Source organism: Bradyrhizobium sp. CAR08 (genome assembly GCF_052871955.1).
This window is the reverse complement of record NZ_JBIXJX010000001.1, coordinates 235,432-260,862: the sequence shown is the minus strand read 5'-3', so window position 1 is coordinate 260,862 and position 25,431 is coordinate 235,432. Positions and strand designations below refer to the sequence as shown.

The following is a 25,431-nucleotide window of genomic DNA, read 5'->3' as shown; positions in this document are numbered from 1 at the left end:
CCGTGGTGCCTACCGTGCGACCACGCCGGTGTAACCGAAAAACGATCTTCAACCAACCGGATAGGCAGGCATTCCGCCCGGATTAAGGCGAACGCGCCGCAATCCTAGCCGATCATCGTTACCAGGAGTTTCCCGGGGAAAGCCGCCGCCAAACGCCCGCGGCGACGGGTCTCTTCAGGACGCGTCTCTCGTCTAGGAAACGTCCGCTGCAGGAAACGTCTCTCTTCAGGAAACGTCCGGCCCGTAGACCGCGGCGATCCGGCCACCGACGATGCCGCGACCGGTTTCGGCCACCGGACGCGTGGTGCGGCGGGCTGCCTCGCCCTCGACCACCCGCCAAGCGGTGCGGTCGGCGAGCAGCGCGGTCAGAACGGCGTGGTTGAGCTTGTGGCCGCCACGTACCGAGCGGTAGGCGCCGAGCAGCGGCAGACCCGCCAGCGCGAGGTCGCCGATCACGTCCAGCACCTTGTGGCGGGCGCATTCGTCGGCGTAGCGCAGGCCCTCGGTGTTGAGCAGCCGCTCCTCGTCGAACACGACGGTGTTGTCGAATGAGGCACCGAGCGCATAGCCGGCGCTCCAGAGCCGCGCGACGTCGCACATCAGACCGAAAGTCCGGGCCCGGCCGACTTCGCGGCGGAAACGCTCCGGGTTGAGGTCGAAGGCATAGCTCTGCTGGCCGATGACAGGATTGGTGAAGTCGATCTCGACCTCGGCGCGGAACCCGTCGGCATAGGGCCTGATCTCACCGAAGGAGTCGCCGATCTTCACCGAGATCGGCTTCAAAACCTGGATGAAGCGGCGCTGCGCCGGCTGGGTCACGATGCCGGCCTGGTCGATCGCCGCAACGAAGGCTGCCGCGCTGCCGTCCATGATCGGCACTTCCGGCCCATCGATCTCGATGATGGCGTTGTCGACGCCCATGCCCCGCAGCGCAGCAAGCACATGCTCGGCGGTGGAAACCAGCGGACCGTTGCGATCACCGAGGACAGTGGCGAAATCGGTCGCGATCACCTGCTCGGCGGTGGCCTGAACTTCGCGGTCGCTTCCCTCGAGCCCGGTGCGGATAAAAACAAATCCCGCGTCGACAGGCGCGGGTCCAAGCGTGAGCGTGACGGGAAGACCGGAATGAACGCCGACGCCTGCCACACTGGCTTGCGCGCGAAGCGTTGTTTGCCGGCTAAATTTCATCAGGAACCGCCCCACTACGACCATCGCGACTTATACTGAACCCGACTGCGGCCTAGACCGCTGTTCCGAATCCGTATCCCCAAGTCACGGCAAACCATAGTCACTGCCCCAAACAGCGCCAACTCACGCTTTTTTACCGATTGTTACCCCAAACCCGCCGTATTCGCGCCAAGGCTTAACCAAATTGGACCGGAGTTCGGGACCGTTTTCGGTAGTTTTACTGAACCATCGAATACGTAATTAATGATTTAAAATCAGTTGCTTGGCCACGCAATCCGGATATGCACGGGGCAAAAGAAAAGGTCCCGGCAAGCTTCCCGCCGGGACCTTTTTTCGTCTGCCTTATTGTAACAATCCTCAGGTCGCCTGCCGCCGCAGGAAGGCCGGGATATCAAGATGGTCATCTCCCTGTGGCGCCGGGGCAACAGGCGCGGGACGGCCGTGCATGTCCAGGCCCTGCGGCGCGGGACGACGTGCATACTCGGACACCGGCTCGGTAGAAGCGATTTGCTGCGCCACGGTCTTCTGGGGGCGGCGATCGGGCAGTGGCGGCATCGCGGGACCGGCGGTGCGGGCCGCGATCGGCGCCTCGGTCTCCTCGTCACGACGGCCGAGGCCGACATTGGCGAGGCGCTGCAGCAGCGACAGCCGGGTCTTCTGCGGGGTCTCCTCCTCGACCTCGCCGCGGGCCTGGCGAAGCTCGGCCTGGGCGGGCATCGGAAGTTCCTCGATCCGCGGCATCCGCGGTGTGCGGACCGGTGCACGCTCGGCCTGCGGAGGGATGAAGGTTTCCGGCGTCATCGGCTCTTGCATGGCCATCGGCGCCTGCTCGGGCTCGGGGAACAGCGTGGGCTTCTGCGCGATCGGGCGCACGGTAACGTCGCCATAGGTCTGCATCGGCGCGGGAGCCTGCGGAACGTCCGCAACGGCGGCGGCGATGGCGGCAAGCGCAGCGCGCTCGACGTTCGGACGCGGAGCCGTGGGAGCGGCGGCAAATTGGCCCGTTCCTGTGGCCGGGGTCTGTCCTTCGAACTTCTGGGCGCGCTCGGCCATGCGCTGATTGTCAGCGCGCAGCCGCGCGGTCAAATCGGCAAGACGGCTCTCGGCAGCCGCGGCGGGAGCGGCGGGAGCCTGCTGCGCCTGCGGAGCAGGATTCGCCACGGGAGCGCTGGTGGCCTGGCTGTTGCGCGCGATCGCGGCCTGTTCGATGCCGGTGGCGACGACCGAGACGCGGATCAGACCGTCGAGGGCTTCGTCGAAGGTCGCGCCGACGATGATGTTGGCGTCCTGATCGACTTCCTCGCGGATGCGGGTCGCAGCTTCGTCGACCTCGAACAGGGTGAGATCCTTGCCGCCGGTGATGGAGATCAGGAGGCCCTTGGCGCCCTTCATCGAGCTATCGTCGATCAGCGGGTTGGCGATCGCGGCTTCGGCGGCGGTCAGCGCGCGCTTGTCGCCGGAGGCTTCGCCCGTGCCCATCATCGCCTTGCCCATCTCGCGCATGACGGCGCGGACGTCGGCGAAGTCGAGATTGATCAGGCCTTCCTTGACCATCAGGTCGGTGATGCAGGCAACGCCCGAATAGAGCACCTGGTCGGCCATCGCGAAGGCGTCGGCGAAGGTGGTCTTCTCGTTCGCGACCCGGAACAGGTTCTGGTTCGGGATGATCAGCAGCGTATCAACGACCTTGTGCAGCTCATTGATGCCCGCTTCCGCGGTGCGCATGCGGCGGCCGCCCTCGAAGTGGAAGGGCTTGGTCACGACGCCGACGGTGAGGATGCCCATCTCGCGCGCGATCTTGGCGATCACGGGAGCTGCGCCGGTGCCGGTGCCGCCGCCCATGCCGGCGGTGACGAACACCATGTTGGCGCCCGAGAGATGGTCACGGAGTTCGTCCATGACTTCTTCGGCCGCGGCCGCGCCGACCACCGGCTGCGAACCTGCGCCCAACCCTTGCGTGGCCGCCGTGCCCATCTGCACGATGCGCTGCGCCTTCGACATCGTCAGCGCCTGCGCGTCGGTGTTGGCGACCACGAAGTCGACGCCCTGGAGGCCCGCCGTGATCATGTTGTTGACGGCGTTACCACCGGCGCCGCCGACGCCGAACACGGTGATGCGGGGCTTCAGTTCGTGAATATCAGGAACATTGATGCTGATGGTCATGTTTGCCTCTCGATCACGCGCGCGTGGGTTCGCCCCGGCCGGCGGCCGCGGGAGTTGGTGAAAATCGAATATTGCGGGAAGGAGTCATCAGAAGCCCTCGCGTAGCCATCGTCCGACCTTTCCGAAATACCCGCCGGTCCCCGTCCTGACCTGCTGCCGCGTATGCCGCGGTTCGACATGTTCGTGGTGAACATATTGCGGGTAGACGAGCAGTCCGGCCGGCACCGCGAAGGCGGCGTTCTTCGCCTCGTTGGGCAGCCGGCCGAAACCGAGCGGACGTCCGACCCGCACGGGCCGGCCGAGAATCTGCGTTCCGAGCTCAACGAGACCCGTGAGCTGCGAGGCCCCGCCCGAGAGCACGACGCGGCCGTTCGGCTCCGAGGCGAAGGGCGAATCCTTCAGCTTGTCCCGAACCATTTCGAAGACTTCCTCGGCACGATGCTTGACGATGTTGGCGATGGTAGCGCGGGAGACGATCTGCGGCAGATCCTGCTCGTCACCGGCTGTCGGTACAGACATCAGCTCACGCGAGTCCGATCCGCCGGTGATGACGGTCCCGTATAACGTCTTGATTCGCTCGGCATCGGCAATGGTCGCGGAGAGTCCGCGCGCCAGATCCATCGTGATGTGTTGCCCGCCGACCGCAAAACCCGCGGCATGCACGAAGTGGCCGCCGGAAAAGACCGCGATCGTGGTGGTGCCCGCGCCCATTTCGACCACGGCGGCGCCGAGATCGGCCTCGTCGTCGGTCAGCACCGACAGGCCTGCCACATAGGGGCTTGCCGCCATGGCTTCGACGTTGATGTGGCAGCGTTCGACCGCCAGCATCAGGTTCCGCGCCACCGTGGCGTCGCAGGTGACGACATTCATGTCGATGCCGAACTGATGCGCAACCATGCCGCGGGGGTCGCGGATACCTTTGACGCCGTCAAGCGTGTAGCCGACCGGCAGCGCGTGCAGCACGGTGCGGCCTTCGCCGGTGGCGTGGCGCATGCCGGTGGAGGTGACGCGGCTGACATCGGCCGGTGTCACGGCGCCGCCGCGGATGTCGGCCGCAGCTTCGACCAGCTGACCGGAGAGCCGGCCGCCGGAGACCGACAGCAGCACGGACTCGACCCGCACCTTGGCCATTTTCTCTGCAAGCCCGACGGCCTGTCGCACCGCCTGCTCGCATTCGCCGAGATCGATCACGGCGCCGGCCTTCATGCCGCGCGACTGAATCTGGCTGTAGCCGATCAGCTCCACCGCATGGGTCCGGTCGCGCAGGGCTTCGCTCGGCGCCGACGGCTTCAGCCGCGCGATCATGCAGGCGATCTTGCTGGTGCCGATGTCGAGGCAGGCGACGAGGCCGCCGCGCTTGTGCGGCATCGGGCGTGTCTTCGGTGTCTGGGTGCGATCAAGACCGGTCATGCAGCGTCCCCGGCCTTTTTCTTCTTCTTGTCCTTGAACAAATCGTCGCGCGCCTTGGCGGCGTCCTCGGACAGCTGCACCACCAGCCGATCGGGCAGGCGCAGGTCGACGGCGACGATGTCGCGGGAGAACAGCCTGTCCTCCTTGTCGAGCCTGGACAGCATCGCAAGCGCGTTGCCGACGTCCTGTTCGGGCAGGCGGATGTCGAGGCCGTCCTTGAGCCTCAGGTTCCAGCGCCGCTCACCGACGAAGATCGCGGCCTTGGTAATGGAATTGACCTGCGGATAGCGCGCCAGCAAAGCGAGGAAATCGCGGGCCTGCGTCTCGGCGCCCTTGCCGACCACGAGCGGCAGCGACAGGAAGCGGCGCGAGACGTAGGGTTCGAGCACGGCGCCGTCATCGGCGATGACGGAGAGCCGGCCGGCCTCCTGCCACAGCGCGAACGCCTTGCGCTCGGTGAGCTCGATCATGAGCTGGCCCGGATAGAGCTTCAGCACGGTCGCATCCGCGATCCAGGGATTGGCCTTGAGCTTGTCGCGCACGGCGTCGGCGTCGAGGAACAGAAGCGAGGATCGGCCGCTGACGCCGCCGATCGCGAGGATTTCGTCCTGGCTGAGCTGCTTGCGGCCGTTGATCACGACGGAGGTGATGCGGAAGCCGGCGGAATTGGCCAGCGCGTTGCGGGTGTCGTTGACCGCCGTGATGAAATCCTGGAGATGGCCGCCCTTGACGATACCGAAGCCGCAGCTTCCGATCAGGAGCAGCACCGTCATGCTGATCCCGACCCGGCGCGGCAGATAGCGCTCGACCAGCGCGACCAACCGCGGCGGCGGCTCGCGCTCGACGATGGCTTTGGCCCTGGTCTTTTCCTTGGCGGCAGCACGGGCGCCGAGAACTCTTTCCTGACGCTTGTCCTGCACCCACTCGCGCAGAAGCACGACCGCTCCGATAGCGGCCGCCTTCAGGTCAGCTTGGGGCCTCAGCGATCTGAAAAGCGACCGAGTGAGGCTTCCTGCTCCATCCATTGCACGAGCTCGTCAACAGTTTGCCCGCGACATCGCGCGGGTCCTGGCGAACATGACGTCTCGGACTTACCGGGCCGGGTGCTGGTCTTCAGCAGAAGAAAACCTCTCCCCTTCAGAGCGTTCGCTGGAGGTGACAACACCCGCAACGGTCCACGCGCCGGCAGCCAAAGCGTCATATGCGCCGCCAGCGTTAACCTTCGGACGTCCTGGTAAACAAAAGGTAAAGTTCGTTAACGACGTGAGCTTTTTGCCCAGGCCTGTGAGGCATTTATGCCGCAATATCCGGCATTTTACCGGTTTTGGGTTCCAAAACCGGCCGTTTCGCCGGTTCGGCCGTTAACCAGTCCTAATTATTTTCGCACACCGGCCACAGCGAGCTCGACCAGGCCGCGCAGGAAGTCGACGAACTCGATGCTCTCGGCCTTCAGCGCCTTGGGGTAGAGCGAAGATTTGGTCAGGCCGGGCAGCGTGTTGGTTTCGAGATAGACCAGCCCCTTGTCCGAGACGATGAAGTCCGAACGGGAATAGCCGGTGCAGGACATCGCCCGGTGCGCCAGCATCGCCTGCTGCTTCAGTGCGGCGGTGATCTCCGCCGTGAAGCGGCCTGGACAGATCTCCTGGGTCGACTTCAAAAGATATTTCGCCGCGTAGTCGAAACTGCCCTCACCGGGAATGATCTCGATCGGCGGCAGCGACATGATCGTGCCGTCCGGCCGCTCCAGCACGCCGCAGGTCGCCTCGACGCCGGCGATGTAGGGCTCGATCACGTACTCTTCGTGCTTGGCCGCATTGCGAACGGCGACGAGATCCTGCTTGGCGTTGACGAAGATCAGGCCGTAGCTCGAGCCATCCCTGGCGGGCTTTGCGATCAGCCGGCCGTATTCGGCGAAGGCCTCGTCGATCTGGTCCAGCGCAATGTTGGCCGGCGGCGTCACGCCGCCGAGCGCGGCGAAATGCTTGGCCGCGATCTTGTCGAACGCGAGATGCGAGGAGGCCGAGCCCGATCCGGTGAACGGCACGCCGCGCGCTTCGCACATCACCTGCAATTCGCCGTTCTCGGCACGCCCGCCATGCAGGCCGAGCACCAGCACGCGGTCCTCCGCCCTGGCCTGGTCGAGCGCCTGCTCCAACGGAATGCCCGACGTGCCCGGCTTGAACTCGTCCTCGAACGGGCGGGCATGTTCGAGCAGCTGTTTGGACTGCACGACATGCACCTTGTCCTCGACGTCCCACCACCAGAGATCGGCCTCGGGCAGCGCCTGATGCAGCGCCTGGGCTGAGGCGACGGAAACCAGACGTTCGCGGTTGGAGCCGCCGAAGAGGATGGTGATGCGCATGTTCTCTCGTCGCTTGTCCAAATTAGCCGGGAATTCCGATCCGCTTGATTTCCCAGTGTAGCTCAATTCCGGAATTTGCCTTCACCCGTTCACGTACGGTCTCGCCCAGCGTCTCGATATCGTGCGCGGTGGCATTGCCCGTGTTGATCAGGAAATTGCAGTGCATCTCGGAGACTTCTGCACCGCCGACGCGCAAACCGCGGCAGCCGGCGGCATCGACCAGCTTCCAGGCGGAATGGCCGGGCGGATTCTTGAAGGTCGAGCCGCCGGTCTTTTCGCGGATCGGCTGCGCGGTCTCGCGATGGGTTTGCACTTCCGCCATGCGCGCGCGGATCGCCTCGGCATCCCCCATCTCGCCGCGAAAACGCGCGGAGGTGAAGACGATGGAAGCATCGACGCCGCTGTTGCGGTAGACAAACTTCATGTCGGCATTGGAGAAGATGTGCTTCGTGCCGTCGCGCCCGACGCCACGCGCCTCGATCAACACGTCCTTGGTCTCGCCGCCATTGGCGCCCGCATTCATGCGCAGCGCGCCGCCGATCGTGCCGGGAATGCCGAAGTAAAATTCGAGCCCGCCGATATTGGCCGACGCGGCGACTTCCGCCACGCGCTTGTCGAGCGCGGCTGCGCCCGCGGTGACGACATCGCCGCTCGCGCTCGCCTCGCCAAAGGCGCGCGGCGCAAGCCGGATCACCACGCCCGCCATGCCGCCGTCGCGCACGATCAGGTTGGAGCCGACGCCGACGACATAGACGGGAATGTCGCTTGCGAGATGCGCGAGGAAATAAGAGAGATCGTCCTCATCCGTCGGCGTGAACAGCACCTGCGCGGGACCTCCGACGCGAAACCAGGTGAGCTCGGCGAGCGACTGGTTCGCCAGCAGCCGGCCGCGAAGATCGGGCATCACGGCTTTGAGGTCGGGTGTGATGTCGGGGAAGCTCACTGCGCTACCCCAGCGCCTTCAATTCGCCGGGCAAGGCATACGCCCATTGCGTGATGTTGCCGGCGCCCAGACACACGACGAGATCGCCGGACTTCGCCACGCCCTTGACGATGCCAGCGAGATCGGACGCCGCGGGCAGCGGGATCACCTCGCGGTGGCCGTGGGCGCGCAGGCCCGCGGCGAAATGGTCGCGATCGATGCCTTCGATCGGCGTCTCGCCCGCAGCATAGACCTCGGCGACGATCACCGCATCCGCATCGTTGAAGCAGGTGCAGAATTCCTCGAACAGCGACTGCAGGCGGGTGTAGCGATGCGGCTGCACCACCGCGACGATCTTACCGTTGGTGGATTCCCGCGCCGCCTTCAGCACCGCCGCGATCTCGACCGGATGATGGCCGTAGTCGTCGATGACGGTGACGCCGTTCCACTCGCCGGTCTTGGTGAAGCGGCGCTTGACGCCGCCGAAGCCGGCGATCGCCTTGCGGATCGCCTCGTCCGACACGCCGAGCTCGCGCGCGACCGCAATCGCGGCGGTCGCGTTGGAGGCATTGTGGCGCCCCGGCATCGGCAGCATGAGATCGGAGATCTCGTGCACGGCGCCCGTCTTGCGATCGCGGAAGGCAACCTTGAACTTCGATCCGCCGCCCGTCGGGGTCAGGTCGACGAAGCGCACATCGGCCTGCGGATTCTCGCCATAGGTGATGATGCGTCGATCCTCGATCTTGCCGACAAGGGTTTGCACCACGGGATGATCGATGCACATCACGGCGAAGCCATAGAACGGCAGGTTCTCGACGAAATGGCGGAAGGCGTCCTGCACCGCCTCGAAGGTCTTGAAGTGATCGAGATGCTCGGGATCGACATTGGTGACGATCGCGACCTCGGTCGGCAGCTTCAGGAACGTGCCGTCGCTCTCGTCCGCTTCGACCACCATCCAGTCACCCGCACCGAGACGCGCATTGGAGCCGTAGGCATTGATGATGCCGCCGTTGATCACGGTGGGATCGAGGCCGCCGGCGTCGAGCAGCGTCGCGACCATCGTGGTCGTGGTGGTCTTGCCGTGGGTGCCGGCGATGGCGACGCAGCTCTTCAGCCGCATGAGCTCGGCCAGCATCTCGGCGCGGCGCACCACGGGGATGCGCCGTTCGCGCGCCGCCGTCAGTTCCGGATTGTCGCGCTTGATCGCGGTAGAAACCACGACGACCTCGGCGCCGTCGACGTTCTCCGCCTTGTGGCCGACCGAGACCCTCGCACCGTTCTTGCGCAGGCGGTCGAGATTGTAATTGTCGGAGGCGTCCGAACCCTGCACGGAATAGCCGAGATTGAGCAGCACCTCGGCGATTCCGCTCATGCCTATCCCGCCGATCCCGACGAAGTGGATAGGTCCGATCTCGCGCGGCAGTCTCATGGTGTATCCCGCAGTTCCCTTCGTCATGCCCGGGCTCGTCCCGGGCATCCACGAATCCTTACCACTTCTTGCAAGACGTGGATGGCCGGGACAAGCCCGGCCATGACGGCAAAAGTAGGAATTCCGGCCGATTTCGCGTCAGATTCCCGCGATTTTGGCCACCAGATCGGCCAGCCGCTCCGCTGCGTCGAGCCGGCCGGCGCCGCGGGCGGCCTGCGCCATGGCGGCAAGACGCGCGGGCTCGGCGGCGAAGGCGGAGATCTCGGCGGCGAGGCGATCGGAGGAAAACTCGGTCTGCGGAATGCGGATCGCACCGTCGACCTTGGCCAGCACGCCGGCATTGGCGAACTGGTCCTGGTCGATCGCGCCCGGCAGCGGCACCAGGATCGAGGGCCGCCCGATCGCGGCAAGTTCGGCCACGGTGCCGGCGCCTGAGCGCGACACCACCAGATGGTTGGAGGCCAGCCGTGCCGGAAGATCGGTGAAAAACGGCGCGAGCTCGGCCTTGATCTTCAGTCTGTCGTAGACCGCACGCACGCGCGCCATATCCTCGTCGCGCACCTGCTGGGTGAGGACGAGCCGGCTCCACAGCGCAGGCTCGAGGCGCTCGATCGCGCCCGGCACGATGTCGGCCATGATGCGCGCGCCCTGGCTGCCGCCGACGACGAGCAGGCGCAGCGGACCGTTCACTTCAGGCGCAGCATATGGCACGCCAGCTGCGGCGAGGATCGCCGGACGCATCGGCGTGCCGACCGTCGTGGTCTTGCCTGATAGCGCCGGATCGCGATCGAGCACGCCGGGCAACGACGTCGCGATGGCTTGGACGCGGCTCGACAGGAACCGGTTGGCGCGGCCGAGCACCGCATTGGCGTCATGGATGATGCCGGGCACGCCGGCGAATTTTGCGGCGACCAGCGGCGGCAGCGTGGGATAGCCGCCGAAGCCGACGACGGCGACCGGCTTCAGTCGCTTGATCAGGCTGTAGGCGGACAGCGTGCCGGCCGCGAGCGTCAGGCCGGCATAGGCGAGCTGCAGCGGATTGCGTCCGCGCGCAGTCTCGCTCGAGACGACGTCGATCATGTCCTTGGTGAACAGTCCGCTGTAGCGCAGCGCGCGCTCGTCCGTGACGAGGCGGACGCGGAAGCCGCGCCGGATCAGCTCGACGCCGAGCGCCTCGGCTGGAAACAGATGGCCGCCGGTGCCGCCCGCGGCGAGAAGAATCAGGGGGGAGGTGTCCATGGTGGCGAGTTTTACAAGGACTCTTTCGTCATTGCGAGCGCAGCGAAGCAATCCAGACTGCCACCGCGGAGAGATTCTGGATTGCTTCGCTTCGCTCGCAATGACGAAAAACTATGCGTAGCTGCGCATCGCCTCGGCGTGGCCGCTCGCCTCGACTTCGGTGCGCGGGCGCAGCCGCGTCAGCGCGAGCATCATGCCGACACCATAGGCCAGCGACACGATCGAGGAGCCACCATAGGAGATGAAGGGCAGCGTCATGCCCTTGGCGGGGATGAGCTGGAGATTGACCGACATGTTGATGGCGGCCTGCACGCCGAACAGGATCGCCAAGCCCGAGGCCGCGAAGCGCGAGAACATGTCCTCGTTGGCATAGGCGCGCGACAGCGTCCGGATGACGACGAAAGCAAACAGTGCCAGCATCGCGAGGCACAGGATGATGCCGAACTCTTCGGCGGCAACCGCGAACACGAAATCGGTGTGGCTGTCGGGCAGGCTGCGCTTGGCGATGCCCTCGCCCGGTCCGAGGCCGAACCAGCCGCCATTGTAGAAGGCCTCCATGGCGGTATCGACCTGGAAGGTGTCGCCCGAGGCCGGATTCATGAAGCGCTTGATGCGGCCGGCGACGTGGGGAACAAAAAGATAGGCGCTGAACAGTCCGGCGGCGCCGAGGCCGGCGAGCCCGAACACCCAGATCATCCGCATGCCCGCGATGAAGAACAGCGAGCCCCACACCATCAGGATCAGCATAGTCTGGCCGAAGTCGGGCTCCATCACCAGCAGCGAGACCAGCATCAAGAGCAGCACCAGCGCCATCGAGGTCGCCGGCATTTCTGGCCGCCTAGTGGATTCCGCGAACAGCCAGGCGGCCATGACGACGAACGACGGTTTTGCGATCTCGGAGGCCTGGATATTGAGGCCGAGTAGCGTGATCCAGCGCCGCGAGCCCTTTACTTCGGGGCCGATCGCGAGCGTCAGCACGATCAGGACGATGCTGACCGCAAAAATGATCAGCGCCGAGCGACGGATCGCCCGCGGCGACAGGAAGGACACCCCGAGCAGCACGATGCAGGACGGCACCAGGAATAGCACGTGGCGGCTGAAGAAGTGGAAGGGATCGAGCCCGATGCGGGTCGCAACCGGCGGGCTCGCCGCCAGCGACAGGATCACGCCGGTCAGCATCAGCGCCAGGATGGCACCCATCAGCGGCTTGTCGACGGTCCACCACCACTCGGAAAAGGGGGTGCGTTCTTCACGGGAGAGCATGGCGGCCGCTTTCGGACAGAGGTCGGTCCATTGGTCGCCGAGGTTGGTTACCGGGGGGTTAAGGAAACGGGGATGATTGGAGATGAAGGCGAGCGCTTACCTCAAATGCCCGTCATGCCCCGCGAAAGCGGGGCATCCAGTATTCCAGAGACGTCGAGGGTTCATAACCACAGCCGCGGCGTACTGGATCACCCGGTCAAGCCGGGCGACGACAGCGGAGCAACAACCAGCAGCGTCCCTACACCACCGGCTTCATGCCCGGCAGCGCCTGCACCAGCTCGCGGAACCTGGTGCCGCGAATTTCGAAGTTGCGATACTGGTCGAAGGAGGCGCAGGCGGGCGACAGCAGGACGACCGCGTCAGCGATGCCTGACGCCTCCGCATCGCATGCGGCTTGCTCGACGGCGACGTCGAGGGTCTGGCTGATCTCGTGCGGCACCTTCGTGCCGAGCGTGCCCGAAAATTCCTGCGCGGCCTCGCCGATCAGATAGGCTTTTCGGATGCGCGGGAAGTAGCCGGTGAGGCCGGTGATTCCGCCGGCCTTCGGCTTGCCGCCCGCGATCCAGAAGATGTCCGAAAAGGACGACAGCGCATGCGCGGTGGCGTCGGCATTGGTGCCCTTGGAATCGTTGACGAACAGCACGTTGCCGCGGCGGCCGACCTGCTCCATGCGATGCGCAAGGCCGGGGAAGCTGCGCAGGCCGTTCTGCAAGACGTCGAGGCCGATGCCCATCGCGAGCGCGGCGGCTGCCGCGCACGCCGCGTTCTGCGCATTGTGCAAGCCGCGCAGAGAACCGATGCCGCCGAGCGCCGCGATTTCGCTGCGCGCGCCGCCCGAATTGCGCACGATATGGCCGTGCTCGACATGGATGCCGCTGGCCAGCGGATTCTTGACGGAGATCCGCACCACGTTCTTGCCGGCGCGATCGAGCCGGTCGGCGATATCGCGGCAAAAGCCGTCGTCGACGCCGACGATCGCGGTGCCGCCGGCCTGCACACCGGCAACGAGTCGCTCCTTCACCGCGGCGTAATGCGCGATGGTGCCGTGGCGATCGATGTGGTCTTCGCTGACATTGAGCAGAATGCCGACGGAGGGATCGAGTGAAGGCGTGAGGTCGATCTGATAGGACGACATCTCGATGACGTGGACGCGGCCCATGCCCGGCGGCTCCAGCGACAGGATCGCGGTGCCGATATTTCCGCCCATCTGGGTGTCATAGCCGGCGACCTTGGTGAGATGCGCGATCAAAGCCGTCGTCGTCGATTTGCCATTGGTGCCGGTGATGGCGACGAACGGCGCATCCGGCGCGTGCCGGCGCCTTTCGCGGCAGAACAGCTCGATGTCGCCGATCACCTCGATAGCGGCCTCGCGCGCCTTCAGCACGCTCCAATGCGGGACTGGGTGGGTCATCGGCACACCGGGCGCGAGCACCAGCGCGGCGAAATTCGCCCATGAGACGTTGCGCAAATCAGCCGTGATGAAGCCCGCTTGCGCGGCCTTGGCGACATTCTCGGCGCTGTCGTCGGCGGCGATCACCTCGGCGCCGCCCGCTTTCAACGCGTGACAGGAGGCGAGTCCCGAGCCGCCGAGGCCGAACACCGCGACCGTCTTGCCGGCAAAGGACGTGACAGGGATCATCGAGCGCTCACCGCAGCTTCAGCGTGGATAGGCCGGCGAGCGCCAGCATCACCGAGATGATCCAGAACCGGATCACGATCTGCGGCTCGGTCCAGCCGAGTTGCTCGAAATGGTGATGGATCGGCGCCATCCGGAAGATGCGTTTTCCCGTCATCTTGAACGACACCACCTGCACGATGACGGAGACCGCCTCCAGCACGAACAGGCCGCCGATCACCGCGAGCACGATCTCGTGCTTCACCGCCACTGCGATCGCGCCCAGCATGCCGCCGAGCGCGAGCGAGCCGGTGTCGCCCATGAAGATCGAGGCCGGCGGCGCGTTGAACCAGAGGAAGCCGAGGCCCGCGCCCAGCAGGGCGCCGCAGAGCACGGCGAGCTCGCCGGTGCCGGCGACATATTTGATCTGGAGATAGTCGGCGAACACCGCGTTGCCGGCGAGATAGGCGATCATGGCAAAGCTCGCGGTCGCGATCATCACGGGCACGATGGCAAGGCCGTCGAGACCGTCGGTGAGGTTCACCGCATTGCCGGCGCCGACGATGACGAAGGCGCCGAACACGACGAAGAACCAGCCGAAATGCAGCACGGTGTCCTTCAGGAAAGGAATCGTCAGCGCGGTCGACGCGGGATCGCGGTTCAGCCGCACCAGCGCGTAGCAGGCCACCAGCGCGATCGCCGCCTCGATCAGCAGGCGAAGCTTGCTGCCGAACCCGGTCGTGGTCTGCTTCGTCACCTTGAGATAATCGTCATAGAAGCCGACGAAGCCGAAGCCAAGCGTCACCGCCAGCACGATCCAGACGTAAGGGTTGAGCGGATTGGCCCACAGCACCGTGCCGACCGTGAGACCGGACAGGATCATCAGCCCGCCCATGGTGGGCGTGCCTTTCTTGGCGAGATGCGATTGCGGACCATCGGCCCGGATCGGCTGGCCCTTGCCTTGCCGGATGCGCAGATGGTCGATGATCCAGGGTCCGAACAGGAATACGAACAGCGCGCCGGTGACGACGGCGCCGCCGGTGCGGAAGGTGATGTAGCGGAAGACGTTCAGGAAGGTGCGAACGGCACCGAAGCCCGGAAATGTGTTGGAGAGCTCGATCAGCCAGTAAAACATTCAGACGGTCCTATGGCGCCTTTGCACGCGCCTTGATCTTGGCCTTGTCAACCTGCCTCACGCGCATTCGCTGGTCTTCATCATCGGGTCGGGCGACCTCTAAAGAAAACGAACGGCTTCGCGCCGGAAAGGGGATTCGGGAACAGCGCCTTCCAAGCAGTTTACGCCCTTGCCTGCAAGGCGGCCACTAGGCCCGGCACAAACTTGTTGACCCAGAACATCTTCTTGCTGCCCTTGACAACCACGACATCGCCTGCCCTCAGCAGATTTGCGACCTCGCCCGGCTTCAGCGTGACGGGGTCGTCGTGCCAACCGAGACCCTTGCCGGCTGGAAGCACCTCGAACAGGTGACGCATCAGGGGTCCGACGCAATAGACGCCGTCGATGCCGTCGAGATGCCTGGCGAGGTCGATGTGATAGGTTGGTGCGCCGTCGCCCAGCTCCAGCATGTCGCCGAGCACGGCAATGCGGCGGCCACCGGTCGTGTTGCGCGCCTGCAAGCTTTGCAGCGCGGCAGCCACGCTGGCCGGATTACCGTTGAAGCTGTCGTCGATCACGGTGACGCCACCGGCCGCCTGCTCGACGCCACGGCCGCTCATGATACCGACCCGGTCGAGCTTGATCGCAAGCGTCGCCGCATCGAGGTTGGCCGCACGGATCGATGCGAGCGCGGCCAGCGCATTCTGAACGCGATGCGGCGCGCCCGGCGTCAGGCTGAACGCGATCTCCTTCTTGCCGAGCGCGGCCACGACCTGCCAGCTGTCGCCGTGCGGCGCGTGCGCGACTTCATGCACCTCGGCTTTCTCGCCGAAGCGTATGACCTTGCCCTTCCAGTCCGGCGCCTTGATCCCGGCGGGCAGCACCAGCACGCCTTCCGCGGGCAGGCCGAGTGCAATCGACACCTTCTCGCGACGGATGGCTTCGAGCGAGCCGAGCTTCTCCAGATGCACCGGCTGGACGTTGACGACGAGCGCGACCGTCGGCCGCGTCAGTTCGCTGAGCCGCGCGATCTCGCCGGCCTGGTTCATGCCCATCTCGACGACCCAGAGACTGGCATCGGGGCGCGCATTGCACAGCGTCAGCGGCACGCCCCAGAAATTATTGAAACTCGACGGGCTGGCATAGGCATTGGGATAGGCCGCGAGGAATTCCTTGGTGCTGGTTTTGCCCGCGCTGCCGGTGAGCCCGATCACCGGCCCGTTGAAGCGCGCGCGTGCTGCGCGCGCTAGGCCCCAGAGCCCGTCGATCAGCGTGTCCTTCACGACGATCTGGGGAATGCGGATGCCCGCGATCTCGTGCGGCACGATCATCGCGACCGCGCCCGAGGCTTCCGCCTTGTCCGCGAACTCCCAGCCGTCACGCGCGCTGGCGAAGGCCGAGATGAAGCCGCCGCTCGGCGTGCCGCTCAGCGCGACGAACAGGCTGCCCGGCTTCGCCAGCCGACTGTCCTGGGTGACGAAGTCGATCGGCGTGTCCGGGAACGATCCGGCGGCGCCCAGCGCGCGCGCCACTTCGGCCACCGTCCATATGGGCGCGCTCATGCAATCCTCGACGCTAATGCGGCGGCGACCGCCTCGTGATCACTGAAGGGCAAAACCTCTCCGCCGACGATCTGCCCGGTCTCGTGGCCCTTGCCGGCGATGAGCAGCGCATCGCCATCTTCCAATTCGGCGATCGCGGTGCGGATCGCCGCGGCCCGGTCGCCGATTTCGCGGGCGCCCTTGGCGGCGGCGAGAATTTCGGCGCGGATCGATTCCGGCTTCTCGCTGCGCGGATTGTCGTCGGTAATGATGACACCGTCGGCGTTGCCGGCGGCGATCTCGCCCATGATCGGACGCTTGCCGGCATCGCGGTCGCCGCCGGCGCCGAACACGACGACCAGCCTGCGCCTGGCGTAGGGACGCAGCGCCTGCAGCGCCTTCGCCAGCGCATCGGGCTTGTGCGCATAGTCGACGAAGATCGGCGCACCGTTGCGCTCTCCGACGCGCTCCAACCGGCCCTTGGCGCCTTCGAGATGTTCGAGGCTCGCGAACACGGCCGCGGCGTCGCCGCCGGTGCCGATGGCGAGGCCAGCCGACACCAGCGCATTCTCGATCTGGAACTCGCCGACCAGCGGCAGCCGGATCGTATACCGCTTGCCGCGATGTTCGAGCGCGAGCACTTGCGAAAATCCTTCGACCTCCGCACCGGCGAGACGAATGCCCTCGCCCGCCCCGTCGCCGTTGCGACCGACTGCCATCACGCGCAAGCCGCGCGAATTCGCAGCACTGATCGCCTCCGCCGAGCAATCATGATCGGCGGAGATCACGGCCGCGCCCCCCGGCGGGACAAGTTCGCGGAACAGCCTGAGCTTGGCCGCGAGATAATGCGCGACGGTCGGATGGTAATCCATGTGATCGCGCGAGAGATTGGTGAAGCCGCCGGCGGACACGCGCACGCCGTCGAGGCGATATTGATCAAGCCCGTGAGAAGAGGCCTCGAAGGCGAGATGCGTGACGCCCTCGCGTGCGATCTCGTCCAACTGCCGGTGCAGGGCGATCGGATCGGGCGTCGTCAGCGAGCCGTAGACGGTACGCTTCGGCGAGACCAGGCCGATGGTTCCGATACTGGCGGAGGCGTGCCCGAGTCGTTCCCAGATCTGCCGGGTGAATGCGGCGACCGAGGTCTTGCCGCTGGTGCCGGTCACCGCCGCAATTGTCGCGGGCTGCGCGGGAAAAAATCTTGCCGCGGCCAGCGCCAGCGCGCGGCGCGGATTGGCAACTGTGATGAACGGCACCTTACAGCCATCAGGCGCATGGTCGCCGACGACCGCCACCGCGCCGGCGGCAATCGCCGCATCGATGAAGCGCGCACCGTCGGTCTTGCTGCCCGCAAGTGCGAAGAAGAGGTCGCCCGGTTTGACCGCGCGGCTGTCGAGGGCAACGCCGGTCACGTCGAGCGCCGCGACCGCGGGCTCGATTGCGGCATCATTGCCCTGAACGTCCTGATCGAGGAGGTCGCGCAGCTTCATGGTCTTCCAGTCGACATGCCGGACCGCATCGCCGAATCTGCAGGGAAATCACGACTCAGCAGCGGCAACGGCCCACCCGGTTGATTACTGGGTTGTCCTGGATGCTGCAAGAATAAGGCGCTCGGACGGCGGCAGGTCGAACCGCGGTTCGACGCCCAATAGCGGCGCGATCCGCTCGATCACCTTGCCGCCGGTCGGCACCGCGTTCCAGCCCGAGGTGATGAAACCTTTCGTTTCGGGAATCGCCTGGGGCTCGTCCAGCATGATCAGGATCTGATATTTCGGATCGTCGCAGGGCATGATCGCGGTGAAGGAGTTGAGCACGCGCTTCTTGGCATAGCGGCCGTTGATGACCTTCTCCGACGTGCCGGTCTTGCCGCCAACGTAGTAACCCTTGACGTCGGCGGTCTTGGCGGTGCCGATTTCTGCATTGAGCCGCATCAGGAACCGCATCTTGTCGCTGGTCTCCGTCTTGATCACGCGCTTGGCCATCGCCGCCGCTTCGGACTCGCTGCGCTTCATGAAGGTCGGCGGAATCAAATAGCCGCCGTTCACCAGCGCGTTGATGCCCATCACCGCCTGCAGCGGCGCCACCGACATGCCTTGGCCGAACGCGATGGTCACGGTGTTCAGCTCGCCCCAGCGGCGCGGTATCAGCGGAGCCGCGCTTTCCGGCAGTTCGGTGCGCAGCCGCGTCAACTGGCCCATCTTGCCGAGGAATGCCTTGTGGGCCTCGACGCCCTGTCCGAGCGCGATCCGGGCGGCGCCGATATTGGACGAGAACGTGAACACTTCCTTGGTGTTGATGAAGCGTCCGAGCGGATGGCTGTCGTGGATCGTGAACTTGCCGTAGTGCAGGTTTCCGCGTGCATCCCACGACGTGTTCAGATTGATCTTGCCGGAATCGAGCGCCATCGCCAGCGTGAACGCCTTGAAGGTCGAGCCCATCTCGTAGACGCCGGTGGTCAGGCGATTGATGCGGTCGGGGTCGTGCGCTTCCTTCGGATTGTTGGGGTCGAAGTCCGGAAGCGAGACCATCGCCACGATCTCGCCCGTTTTGACGTTGGAGACGATGCCGGAGGCAGCCTTGGTGTGGTATTTCTCCTTGGCCTTCAGCAGCTCGTCACGCAGGGCGTGCTCGACGCGCAGATCGACCGAGAGCTCGATCGGCTTTTGCAGCCGGTCGGTGGCAAAGCCCGCGCGGTGGAGATCGGCCAGCCCTTGATTGTCGAGCCACTTCTCCATGCCCGCGATGCCCTGGTTGTCGATGTTGACGAGACCAATGAGGTGGGCGACCTCGTTGCCGGTCGGATAGACGCGCTTGTTCTCGCGCAGGAAACCGATGCCGGGAATGCCGAGCTTGTGGATGTCCTGCTGCTGCTTTGCCGTAATCTCGCGCTTGAGCCAGACGAAGCCCTTGCGCGTCTTCAGGCGCTCGCGCACCTCGGCCTCGTCGAGGTCGGGCACCGTGGCGGTCAGAAGTTCGATTGCCTCGTCCTTGTCGATGATGCGACGCGGCTCGCCGAACAGGCTCGACGCCTTGACGTCGGTCGCGAGGATCGCGCCGTTGCGATCGACGATGTCGGGCCGCGCGGTCGCGACCACCTCCTGCGCCGCGGCGCGGCGCGCGCCGTGGGCGTCGGCGCCGATCGCGAACATCACGAGCCGGCCGCCGATCAGGGCGTAGACCGCGCCAAAGGCGAGCATCGCCAGGCCGACGCGCGCCCGCGCCTTGGCCGCGCGATCGACGTTGCGCCCGTACAGCAGGCTGCGGATCAGGCGCTGGCGCCAAGGCTCAGTCGGCTTTTCTGCCGGTTTGGCCGGGGTCACAGCATTCATGGCTTGTCCTCGGGCTGAGGTACGGAGCCCGTCACATTATCGGGATCGCTGGCGGCTTCGATGGTGTTGAGCATGGCGCCGATCGGATCCGGCTCGCCCGGCCTGAACATCCGCGGCGGGCGCTCGGGCAGATTCTTCAGTGAATCATATTGCGTGCCGTTGACCGGCTTGAGCTGCAGATGCCGGTCGGACAGGCCCTGCAGGCGCAAGGGCGCATCGAGCTTGGCCCATTCGGAGCGCAGCGCCGCGATCGCATCGCGCTGCTCGCGGATCTCCGCATGCAGCCGCAGCACCTTTTCAGTGCGCGCCGTGGAGTCCATCTTGATCCTATAGACATAGGCTGCCGCGAAGATCAGCGCGCCGATGACGAGGAGGTGGATGAAGCGCATGCGCTAGCCACCTCTCATGACGTCGGAGAGTTTTGGCCAGGACGATTGCTCGCGCTCGTCATGCGCCGGCGCCGAGGTGCGCTCGCCGGCGCGCAGTTTTGCCGATCGCGCACGCGGGTTATGCGCGACTTCGTTTTCGCCCGCGATCACCGGCCGCCGCGTCAGCAGCTGAAAACTCGGCACCGCCTGCGACACTTCCGGCAAATGGCGTGAGCCACCACCCGTCTTGCTGCGCAGGCTAAGGAAATTCTTGACGATGCGGTCTTCCAGCGAATGGAACGAGACGACAACGAGGCGACCACCGGGCTTGAGCACGCGCTCGGCAGCGATGAGCGCGCTCTGGAGTTCCTCGAGCTCTTCGTTGACGAAGATGCGCAGGGCCTGGAACGTCCGCGTCGCCGGGTGAATATCGCCGGGCTTGGACCGAACCACCCTGCCGACGAGCTCGGCGAGCGCGCGCGTGGTCGTGAACGGCGTCTCCTGACGGTCCGCGACGATAGCGCGGGCGATCCGGCGCGACTGCCGCTCTTCGCCGAGAAGATAAATGATGTCGGCGAGATCGCCTTCCGAGGAGCGCGCCACGACATCGGCCGCAGTCGGGCCTGCCTGCCCCATCCGCATGTCGAGCGGACCATCGAGGCGGAACGAGAAGCCGCGGCCGGCCTGGTCGAGCTGCATCGAGGATACCCCGACGTCCATCACGACGCCGTCGACGCTATCGATGCCTTGAGCCGCGCAGACCTCGGCGAGGTTGGAGAAACGATCTTCAACGAGGGTCAGCCTGCCCGCCGAGCGTGCGACGAGCTCGGCGCCGCCCTCGATCGCAGTACGGTCGCGATCAATGGCAATCACCTGGGTTCCCGGCACGTCGAGGATCGCGCGGCTGTAGCCGCCGGCACCAAAGGTCGCGTCGATATAAAGGCCGCCTTCGCGCGGGGCGAGGTGGTCGATGGCCTCGCGGCCAAGAACGGGGATGTGCGGAGCCGAGCTCATGCGCCAGGCCTGCCGATCGCCCCGCCGGACTCCCAAGTGAGATCGGGGACGAACAAGCTCATAACGCCTCGAATGATTCCGCGTCGCGGCGGTTCCACGACCCAACCCCCGTCCGATATGGTTACCGTGCCCGGTCGTCCCGGGCCACCAACCCAGTATTCCCCTTGGAATTTGTCGGGCAGCCATGGGATTTCGAGCCAAAATACGCTTTGGCCGCCTCCGGACGCGGGTCGGCTCTTCATCTCTCAGTAACGGCCCTTAGCGTTAAGAAAGCGTTGATCGGCTCGCGACAAGTCGAAAAGCTGACGCGGCGGTGATGCTTCATCCACACACATGCGCCAAAATGCATCCGTTAACCTCGTCGCGCGGTTGCGCACGGTGGAGGGTAAAGGAATAGTAAAGAAAAGGGCTTGGCCCACTCTCTGTCTGTCTCGAGCTATTTATGTCGTCCGGTTCGTCCACGCCGTCTGGATCTGATTCGAAGCGTCAACGCGTTCTGCCGGTTCCCAAAGCCGCCGCGAACATGCGGACGTTCGAGCCGGATTCCTCGATCGTCTCCGACATCATCCCCTCACCGAACCATGGCGACCGCAACAAGGGCCGCCAACCCGATATGATTGTGCTGCACTACACCGGCATGCCCGACGTCGAAGGTGCGCTGGCGCGGCTCTGCTCCGCGGGCACAGAGGTATCGGCACATTATGTCGTGCTGGAAGACGGCCGCATCGTGCAATGCGTGCCGGAGGCCAGGCGCGCCTGGCATGCCGGCGTCTCGTCCTGGTCCGGCGAGGACGACATCAATTCCTGCTCGATCGGGATCGAGATCGTCAATCGCGGCCACGACTGGGGCTATCCGGAGTTTCCGCTGCGCCAGATCGCCGCCGTGATCGCGCTGTGCCGCGGCATCATGCTCCGCCGCAAGGTGCCCGCGCACCGGGTGCTCGGCCATTCCGACGTGGCGCCCGCGCGCAAGAAAGATCCCGGCGAGAAATTTCCGTGGCATTCGCTGGCCAATTCCGGCGTCGGCCACTGGGTCACGCCCGCACCGGTCGTGCGCGGCGAGAGCCTGATGCTCGGCACCATCAGCGACGAGGTGCTGAGCCTGCAGCAAGCGCTCGCCAGATACGGCTACGGCGTTCCCCTCACCGGCAAATACGACGCCGCGACCATGGAAGTCGTCACCGCGTTCCAGCGCCATTTCCGCCCGGCGCGACTGGATGGGGTCGCGGATCACTCGACGCTCTCGACCTTGCAGGCGCTGTTGGGGAGTCTCCCTCAGGAGACAACGACCATCGCGACGAAGTAGCTGACGTCTTCGAGAACGTGACCTCTTGCTCCGTCATGCCCGGGCTTGTCCCGGGCATCCACGTCTTTGTCGCGCAGGAAGAACGTGGATGGCCGGGACGGCCCGGCCATGACGGAAACTCAGTTCATCTCCCTGATCCTTCGCGCATAAAGTCGTCGCAGCGGCTCTAATTGCGTCGCCTCCGTCGCAGCGCGATAGGCCTCGCGCGCCTCCTCATTCCGGCCGAGCCGCCGCAACAAATCCGCCCGCACCGCTGGCAGCAGCTCATAGCCATGAAGCGCGCCGCGTGCGGCGGTCGCATCCACGAGATCGAGCGCGCGCGCGGGCCCATCGACCATCGACACCGCCGCCGCGTGGTTGAGTTCGATCACCGGCGACGGATTGATCCGCAGCAGCACTTCATAGAGCCCGGCAATCTGCGGCCAGTCTGTCTGCTCGTAGCTCGGCGCACGCGCATGCAGCGCAGCGATCGCGGCTTGGACTGCATACGGCTGCGGCCGGCCGGGCACGCGCAGTGCGTCGTCCACCAGGCGCAGACCCTCCTCGATCTGTGCATGGTCCCACTGCGAACGATCCTGCTCTTCCAGCAGCACGATGTCGCCGGCGGCGGTCTGGCGCCCTGCGCGGCGCGCATCGTGCAGCAGCATCAGCGCCAGCAGGCCCTTGATCCCGGCTCGATCGGGTAGCAGCCGGTCGAGCAAGCGGCCAAGCCGGATCGCCTCGGCGGCAAGATCGGGTCGCATCAAATCCGCACCGGACGTCGCCACGTAGCCTTCGGTGAAGACGAGATAGATCACGGCAAGCACACCATCGAGCCGCGGCACCAGCGTGTCGCGCTCGGGGACCTCATAGGGAATGCCGGCGAGCCTGATCTTCTGCTTGGCGCGGACGAGACGCCGCCCCATCGCCTCCTCAGTGACGAGGAAGGCGCGCGCGACCTGCGCCGTGGAGAGCCCGCAGACGGTGCGCAGCGTCAGCGCGACCTGGACTTCGGGCGCGAACGCAGGATGGCAGCAGGTGAAGATCAGCCGCAGCATGTCGTCGTCGAGCATTGCCGGCGGCTCGGCGGGCGCCTGCGCGTTCAGCTCGAGCTCGTGCACGAGCGCCTGCTCCTTGCCGCGGAAAACGGCCTGGCGCCTGATACGGTCGATCGCCTTGTGCCTGGCGACATTGACCAGCCAAGCACGCGGATTGTCGGGGACGTCGCACGCCGGCCAGCGCGCCAGTGCCACCGCAAAGGCGTCCTGGAGCGCGTCCTCGGCGAGATCGAAATCGCCGACGAGGCGGATCAGCGTGGCCAGCGCCCGCCCCGCCTCGTCGCGGAAGATCTTGTCGATCTCGGACAGCGTCATGCGCCGATGCGCGACGGCGCCGTCACTTGTCGTAGACCCAGATCGGCCGCACCTCGATCGAGCCGATACGCGCCGACGGAATCCGCGACGCGATCTCGATCGCAGCATCGAGATCCTTGGCCTCCACCAGGTAATAGCCGCCGAGCTGCTCGCGTGTTTCGGCAAACGGGCCGTCGGTCGTCAGCGTCTTGCCGTCGCGCACGCGGACGGTCGTTGCGGTCGTGGTCGGCTGCAAACGGTCGCCGGCCTTGAAATTGCCGCTCTGGATGATGCCTTGCGTGAAGGTCTGATATTCCGCCGTCATCTGCTGGCCGGCCGCCGGACGCATATTCGCGTACTCGGCTTCGTTCTGGTAGATCATCAGCAAATACTGCATCGCTTAACTCCTGTTGCACGGCTGGATCGCCGACATCCAGTCGAACGGGACACGCGCCCAACGACATCTTCAGGATAAATTATTTCGGGCGAACCGTGCATGGCGATATCGGCTTGCGGAACCGACACAAATGCTTCATGCGTAAGCCGTCAGTCGGCCGGACGGCCGCTCCGGCAAGTGCCGAAAGGCCGCCGGGGAGGAAAGTCCGGGCTCCCTTGACATACGGTGCCGGATAACGTCCGGCGGGGGCGACCCCAGGGAAAGTGCCACAGAGAACGAACCGCCCGCCGTCGCCCCTTCGGGGCTTTGGCGCGGCAAGCCCTCGGGCCTGCCGTGCCGTAGCAGCGCAAGCTGCGTAGGCAGGTAAGGGTGAAAAGGTGCGGTAAGAGCGCACCGCGGCTGCGGCAACGGAGCCGGCATGGTAAACCCCACCGGGAGCAAAACCGAATAGGGACGGCATAGCGGAGTGTTCGCGAAAGCGATAACGCCGCGGGGCGATGTCAGGCCCGCCGTCCGGGTAGGTTGCTCGAGGCCATGTGCAAACATGGTCCCAGAGGAATGGCCGTCACGTATCGTTCGCGCAAGCGGACGGTGCCCTACAGAACCCGGCTTAGAGGCCGGCTGATATCTTCAACGAGGGGTTCGATGCTGACTGCATCGGGCCCCTCACCATTTGGGGGCTTGCTATCCGACGATCTCTTGCAACACACCCATCAGCGCCTCCGGCGCTGTCACATTCGGCGCATGGCTCGCATCGAGTTCGAAAGTGCGCCAGCCATCCTCGGTCTTGGTGCGCTTCGCGAACTGCCCGAACACGTCGCCCGGCGGAATGCGCGTGCAATAGATGTAGCTGCGCGGCATCGCCGGCTCGCCATGTTCGAGCGTTAGCTTCGTCTCGAAGCATTTGATCGGCATGTTGATCCGGCGTGCGTTGAGCCAGTCGAGATCGGCCTGCGGGGTATCCGGCGGCGGCGGGTTCGGCGGGATGCGGTAGCCGTCGCCTGAGCTTGCAGCCTTGCGCATCGGCTCGCGCCCGCCCTCGTGGAGATCGAACAGCGATTGGCCGTCACGCGGCACGAAGGCGTCGAGATAGATCAATTGCGTCACCCGCTCGCGCGCGCGATCGGCGACACCGGTGGCGACCATGCCGCCATAGCTGTGGCCGAGGAGCACGATGTCCTCGAGATCCTCGAACCTGATGACGTTGAGAATGTCCTGGATGTGCGTGTTGAGATCGATCGCGGGACTGGCCAGATGCGCGCGCTCGCCGAGCCCGGTATAGGTCGGCGCAATGAGGCGATGGCCGGCCTTTGCCGTCAACGGATGCATCTTCTTCCAGGCCCACCCGCCGGACCACGCGCCGTGACAAAGCAGGAAGGTTTTTGAGCGTGCGGCCATCGGCGTTTCCATCGTTCTTGTTTGTACGATGGAGTGTAGCGG

20 protein-coding genes and 1 other RNA gene are annotated in these 25,431 nt (G+C 65.5%); 2 read left to right on the top strand and 19 right to left on the bottom strand.

What is annotated here, in order from left to right; all coding sequences use genetic code 11:
• Window positions 1-225: 225 nt before the first annotated feature.
• The 16 genes from lpxC to rsmH all read right to left on the bottom strand — a co-directional run bounded on the left by lpxC (window position 226) and on the right by rsmH (window position 20,957).
• Window positions 226-1,188: a UDP-3-O-acyl-N-acetylglucosamine deacetylase gene (gene lpxC / locus ACIPUD_RS01195; protein WP_026232696.1), complete on the bottom strand. Its 963-nt coding sequence runs from the start codon at window positions 1,186-1,188 to the stop codon at window positions 226-228.
• A 357-nt stretch (window positions 1,189-1,545) separates the two neighbouring features.
• Entirely contained in the window at window positions 1,546-3,351 is a 1,806-nt protein-coding gene (gene ftsZ, locus ACIPUD_RS01190; RefSeq protein ID WP_018454245.1) for a cell division protein FtsZ, read from the bottom strand.
• An 87-nt stretch (window positions 3,352-3,438) separates the two neighbouring features.
• Entirely contained in the window at window positions 3,439-4,761 is a 1,323-nt protein-coding gene (gene ftsA / locus ACIPUD_RS01185; protein ID WP_018454244.1) for a cell division protein FtsA, read from the bottom strand.
• Window positions 4,758-5,786 (bottom strand): cell division protein FtsQ/DivIB, encoded by a 1,029-nt coding sequence (locus ACIPUD_RS01180; RefSeq protein ID WP_026232695.1) that lies wholly within the window; start codon window positions 5,784-5,786, stop codon window positions 4,758-4,760. The genes ftsA and ACIPUD_RS01180 overlap by 4 nt, the downstream gene beginning before the upstream one ends.
• 350 nt (window positions 5,787-6,136) lie before the next feature.
• Window positions 6,137-7,123: a D-alanine--D-alanine ligase family protein gene (locus ACIPUD_RS01175; protein WP_446480005.1), complete on the bottom strand. Its 987-nt coding sequence runs from the start codon at window positions 7,121-7,123 to the stop codon at window positions 6,137-6,139.
• A 22-nt stretch (window positions 7,124-7,145) separates the two neighbouring features.
• Window positions 7,146-8,066 (bottom strand): UDP-N-acetylmuramate dehydrogenase, encoded by a 921-nt coding sequence (gene murB / locus ACIPUD_RS01170; RefSeq protein WP_247337758.1) that lies wholly within the window; start codon window positions 8,064-8,066, stop codon window positions 7,146-7,148.
• A gap of 4 nt (window positions 8,067-8,070) precedes the next feature.
• The gene (murC, locus tag ACIPUD_RS01165; RefSeq protein WP_026232694.1) at window positions 8,071-9,474 is read right to left on the bottom strand and encodes a UDP-N-acetylmuramate--L-alanine ligase; all 1,404 of its coding nucleotides are present in this window, start codon (window positions 9,472-9,474) and stop codon (window positions 8,071-8,073) included.
• A gap of 138 nt (window positions 9,475-9,612) precedes the next feature.
• Window positions 9,613-10,713 (bottom strand): undecaprenyldiphospho-muramoylpentapeptide beta-N-acetylglucosaminyltransferase, encoded by a 1,101-nt coding sequence (gene murG, locus ACIPUD_RS01160; protein WP_085349085.1) that lies wholly within the window; start codon window positions 10,711-10,713, stop codon window positions 9,613-9,615.
• 111 nt (window positions 10,714-10,824) lie between these two features.
• On the bottom strand, window positions 10,825-11,976 hold the full coding sequence (ftsW, locus tag ACIPUD_RS01155) for a putative lipid II flippase FtsW (RefSeq protein WP_018454238.1): 1,152 nt from the start codon (window positions 11,974-11,976) through the stop codon (window positions 10,825-10,827).
• 238 nt (window positions 11,977-12,214) lie between these two features.
• On the bottom strand, window positions 12,215-13,615 hold the full coding sequence (gene murD, locus ACIPUD_RS01150; protein WP_018454237.1) for a UDP-N-acetylmuramoyl-L-alanine--D-glutamate ligase: 1,401 nt from the start codon (window positions 13,613-13,615) through the stop codon (window positions 12,215-12,217).
• A 7-nt stretch (window positions 13,616-13,622) separates the two neighbouring features.
• A complete protein-coding gene (gene mraY, locus ACIPUD_RS01145; RefSeq protein WP_007600847.1) occupies window positions 13,623-14,726 on the bottom strand; it encodes a phospho-N-acetylmuramoyl-pentapeptide-transferase in 1,104 nt (367 codons plus the stop codon).
• Between the two features lie 161 nt (window positions 14,727-14,887).
• The gene (locus ACIPUD_RS01140; protein WP_085361405.1) at window positions 14,888-16,267 is read right to left on the bottom strand and encodes a UDP-N-acetylmuramoyl-tripeptide--D-alanyl-D-alanine ligase; all 1,380 of its coding nucleotides are present in this window, start codon (window positions 16,265-16,267) and stop codon (window positions 14,888-14,890) included.
• Window positions 16,264-17,736, bottom strand: coding sequence for a UDP-N-acetylmuramoyl-L-alanyl-D-glutamate--2,6-diaminopimelate ligase (locus ACIPUD_RS01135; RefSeq protein ID WP_446480004.1), 1,473 nt, complete (start codon window positions 17,734-17,736; stop codon window positions 16,264-16,266). Before ACIPUD_RS01135 ends, ACIPUD_RS01140 begins: the two co-directional genes overlap by 4 nt.
• Window positions 17,737-17,820: 84 nt before the next feature.
• Window positions 17,821-19,575, bottom strand: a complete 1,755-nt coding sequence (locus ACIPUD_RS01130; RefSeq protein ID WP_446480003.1) for a peptidoglycan D,D-transpeptidase FtsI family protein — start codon at window positions 19,573-19,575, stop codon at window positions 17,821-17,823.
• Window positions 19,572-19,964 carry a cell division protein FtsL gene (gene ftsL / locus ACIPUD_RS01125; protein WP_007600843.1) on the bottom strand — a complete coding sequence of 131 codons (393 nt, stop codon included), beginning with the start codon at window positions 19,962-19,964 and terminating at the stop codon, window positions 19,572-19,574. Before ftsL ends, ACIPUD_RS01130 begins: the two co-directional genes overlap by 4 nt.
• Window positions 19,965-19,967: 3 nt before the next feature.
• On the bottom strand, window positions 19,968-20,957 hold the full coding sequence (gene rsmH, locus ACIPUD_RS01120) for a 16S rRNA (cytosine(1402)-N(4))-methyltransferase RsmH (protein ID WP_247475510.1): 990 nt from the start codon (window positions 20,955-20,957) through the stop codon (window positions 19,968-19,970).
• 523 nt (window positions 20,958-21,480) lie between these two features.
• Between rsmH and ACIPUD_RS01115 the strand changes: the two genes are divergently transcribed.
• Entirely contained in the window at window positions 21,481-22,263 is a 783-nt protein-coding gene (locus ACIPUD_RS01115) for an N-acetylmuramoyl-L-alanine amidase (protein ID WP_106945339.1), read from the top strand.
• Window positions 22,264-22,382: 119 nt separating this feature from the next.
• On the opposite strand, the gene ACIPUD_RS01110 is transcribed toward ACIPUD_RS01115, so the two are convergent.
• Entirely contained in the window at window positions 22,383-23,615 is a 1,233-nt protein-coding gene (locus ACIPUD_RS01110; RefSeq protein WP_247475511.1) for an RNA polymerase sigma factor, read from the bottom strand.
• 22 nt (window positions 23,616-23,637) lie between these two features.
• Window positions 23,638-23,991, bottom strand: coding sequence for a YciI family protein (locus ACIPUD_RS01105; RefSeq protein WP_018454229.1), 354 nt, complete (start codon window positions 23,989-23,991; stop codon window positions 23,638-23,640).
• Window positions 23,992-24,140: 149 nt separating this feature from the next.
• Here ACIPUD_RS01105 and rnpB point away from each other — a divergent pair.
• Window positions 24,141-24,620, top strand: an RNA gene (gene rnpB, locus ACIPUD_RS01100) — RNase P RNA component class A.
• A 55-nt stretch (window positions 24,621-24,675) separates the two neighbouring features.
• Here the strand turns inward: rnpB and ACIPUD_RS01095 are convergent.
• Window positions 24,676-25,389, bottom strand: a complete 714-nt coding sequence (locus ACIPUD_RS01095) for an alpha/beta fold hydrolase (protein ID WP_162496555.1) — start codon at window positions 25,387-25,389, stop codon at window positions 24,676-24,678.
• Window positions 25,390-25,431: the final 42 nt, after the last annotated feature.

Coding starts and splice junctions, on each gene's coding strand:
- lpxC (WP_026232696.1), bottom strand. CDS start 1,188: ATGAAATTTAGCCGGCAAACAACGCTTCGCGCGCAAGCCAGTGTGGCA.
- ftsZ (WP_018454245.1), bottom strand. CDS start 3,351: ATGACCATCAGCATCAATGTTCCTGATATTCACGAACTGAAGCCCCGC.
- ftsA (WP_018454244.1), bottom strand. CDS start 4,761: ATGACCGGTCTTGATCGCACCCAGACACCGAAGACACGCCCGATGCCG.
- ACIPUD_RS01180 (WP_026232695.1), bottom strand. CDS start 5,786: ATGGATGGAGCAGGAAGCCTCACTCGGTCGCTTTTCAGATCGCTGAGG.
- ACIPUD_RS01175 (WP_446480005.1), bottom strand. CDS start 7,123: ATGCGCATCACCATCCTCTTCGGCGGCTCCAACCGCGAACGTCTGGTT.
- murC (WP_026232694.1), bottom strand. CDS start 9,474: ATGAGACTGCCGCGCGAGATCGGACCTATCCACTTCGTCGGGATCGGC.
- murG (WP_085349085.1), bottom strand. CDS start 10,713: ATGGACACCTCCCCCCTGATTCTTCTCGCCGCGGGCGGCACCGGCGGC.
- ftsW (WP_018454238.1), bottom strand. CDS start 11,976: ATGCTCTCCCGTGAAGAACGCACCCCCTTTTCCGAGTGGTGGTGGACC.
- murD (WP_018454237.1), bottom strand. CDS start 13,615: ATGATCCCTGTCACGTCCTTTGCCGGCAAGACGGTCGCGGTGTTCGGC.
- mraY (WP_007600847.1), bottom strand. CDS start 14,726: ATGTTTTACTGGCTGATCGAGCTCTCCAACACATTTCCGGGCTTCGGT.
- ACIPUD_RS01140 (WP_085361405.1), bottom strand. CDS start 16,267: ATGAGCGCGCCCATATGGACGGTGGCCGAAGTGGCGCGCGCGCTGGGC.
- ACIPUD_RS01135 (WP_446480004.1), bottom strand. CDS start 17,736: ATGAAGCTGCGCGACCTCCTCGATCAGGACGTTCAGGGCAATGATGCC.
- ACIPUD_RS01130 (WP_446480003.1), bottom strand. CDS start 19,575: ATGAATGCTGTGACCCCGGCCAAACCGGCAGAAAAGCCGACTGAGCCT.
- ftsL (WP_007600843.1), bottom strand. CDS start 19,964: ATGCGCTTCATCCACCTCCTCGTCATCGGCGCGCTGATCTTCGCGGCA.
- rsmH (WP_247475510.1), bottom strand. CDS start 20,957: ATGAGCTCGGCTCCGCACATCCCCGTTCTTGGCCGCGAGGCCATCGAC.
- ACIPUD_RS01115 (WP_106945339.1), top strand. CDS start 21,481: ATGCGGACGTTCGAGCCGGATTCCTCGATCGTCTCCGACATCATCCCC.
- ACIPUD_RS01110 (WP_247475511.1), bottom strand. CDS start 23,615: ATGACGCTGTCCGAGATCGACAAGATCTTCCGCGACGAGGCGGGGCGG.
- ACIPUD_RS01105 (WP_018454229.1), bottom strand. CDS start 23,991: ATGCAGTATTTGCTGATGATCTACCAGAACGAAGCCGAGTACGCGAAT.
- ACIPUD_RS01095 (WP_162496555.1), bottom strand. CDS start 25,389: ATGGCCGCACGCTCAAAAACCTTCCTGCTTTGTCACGGCGCGTGGTCC.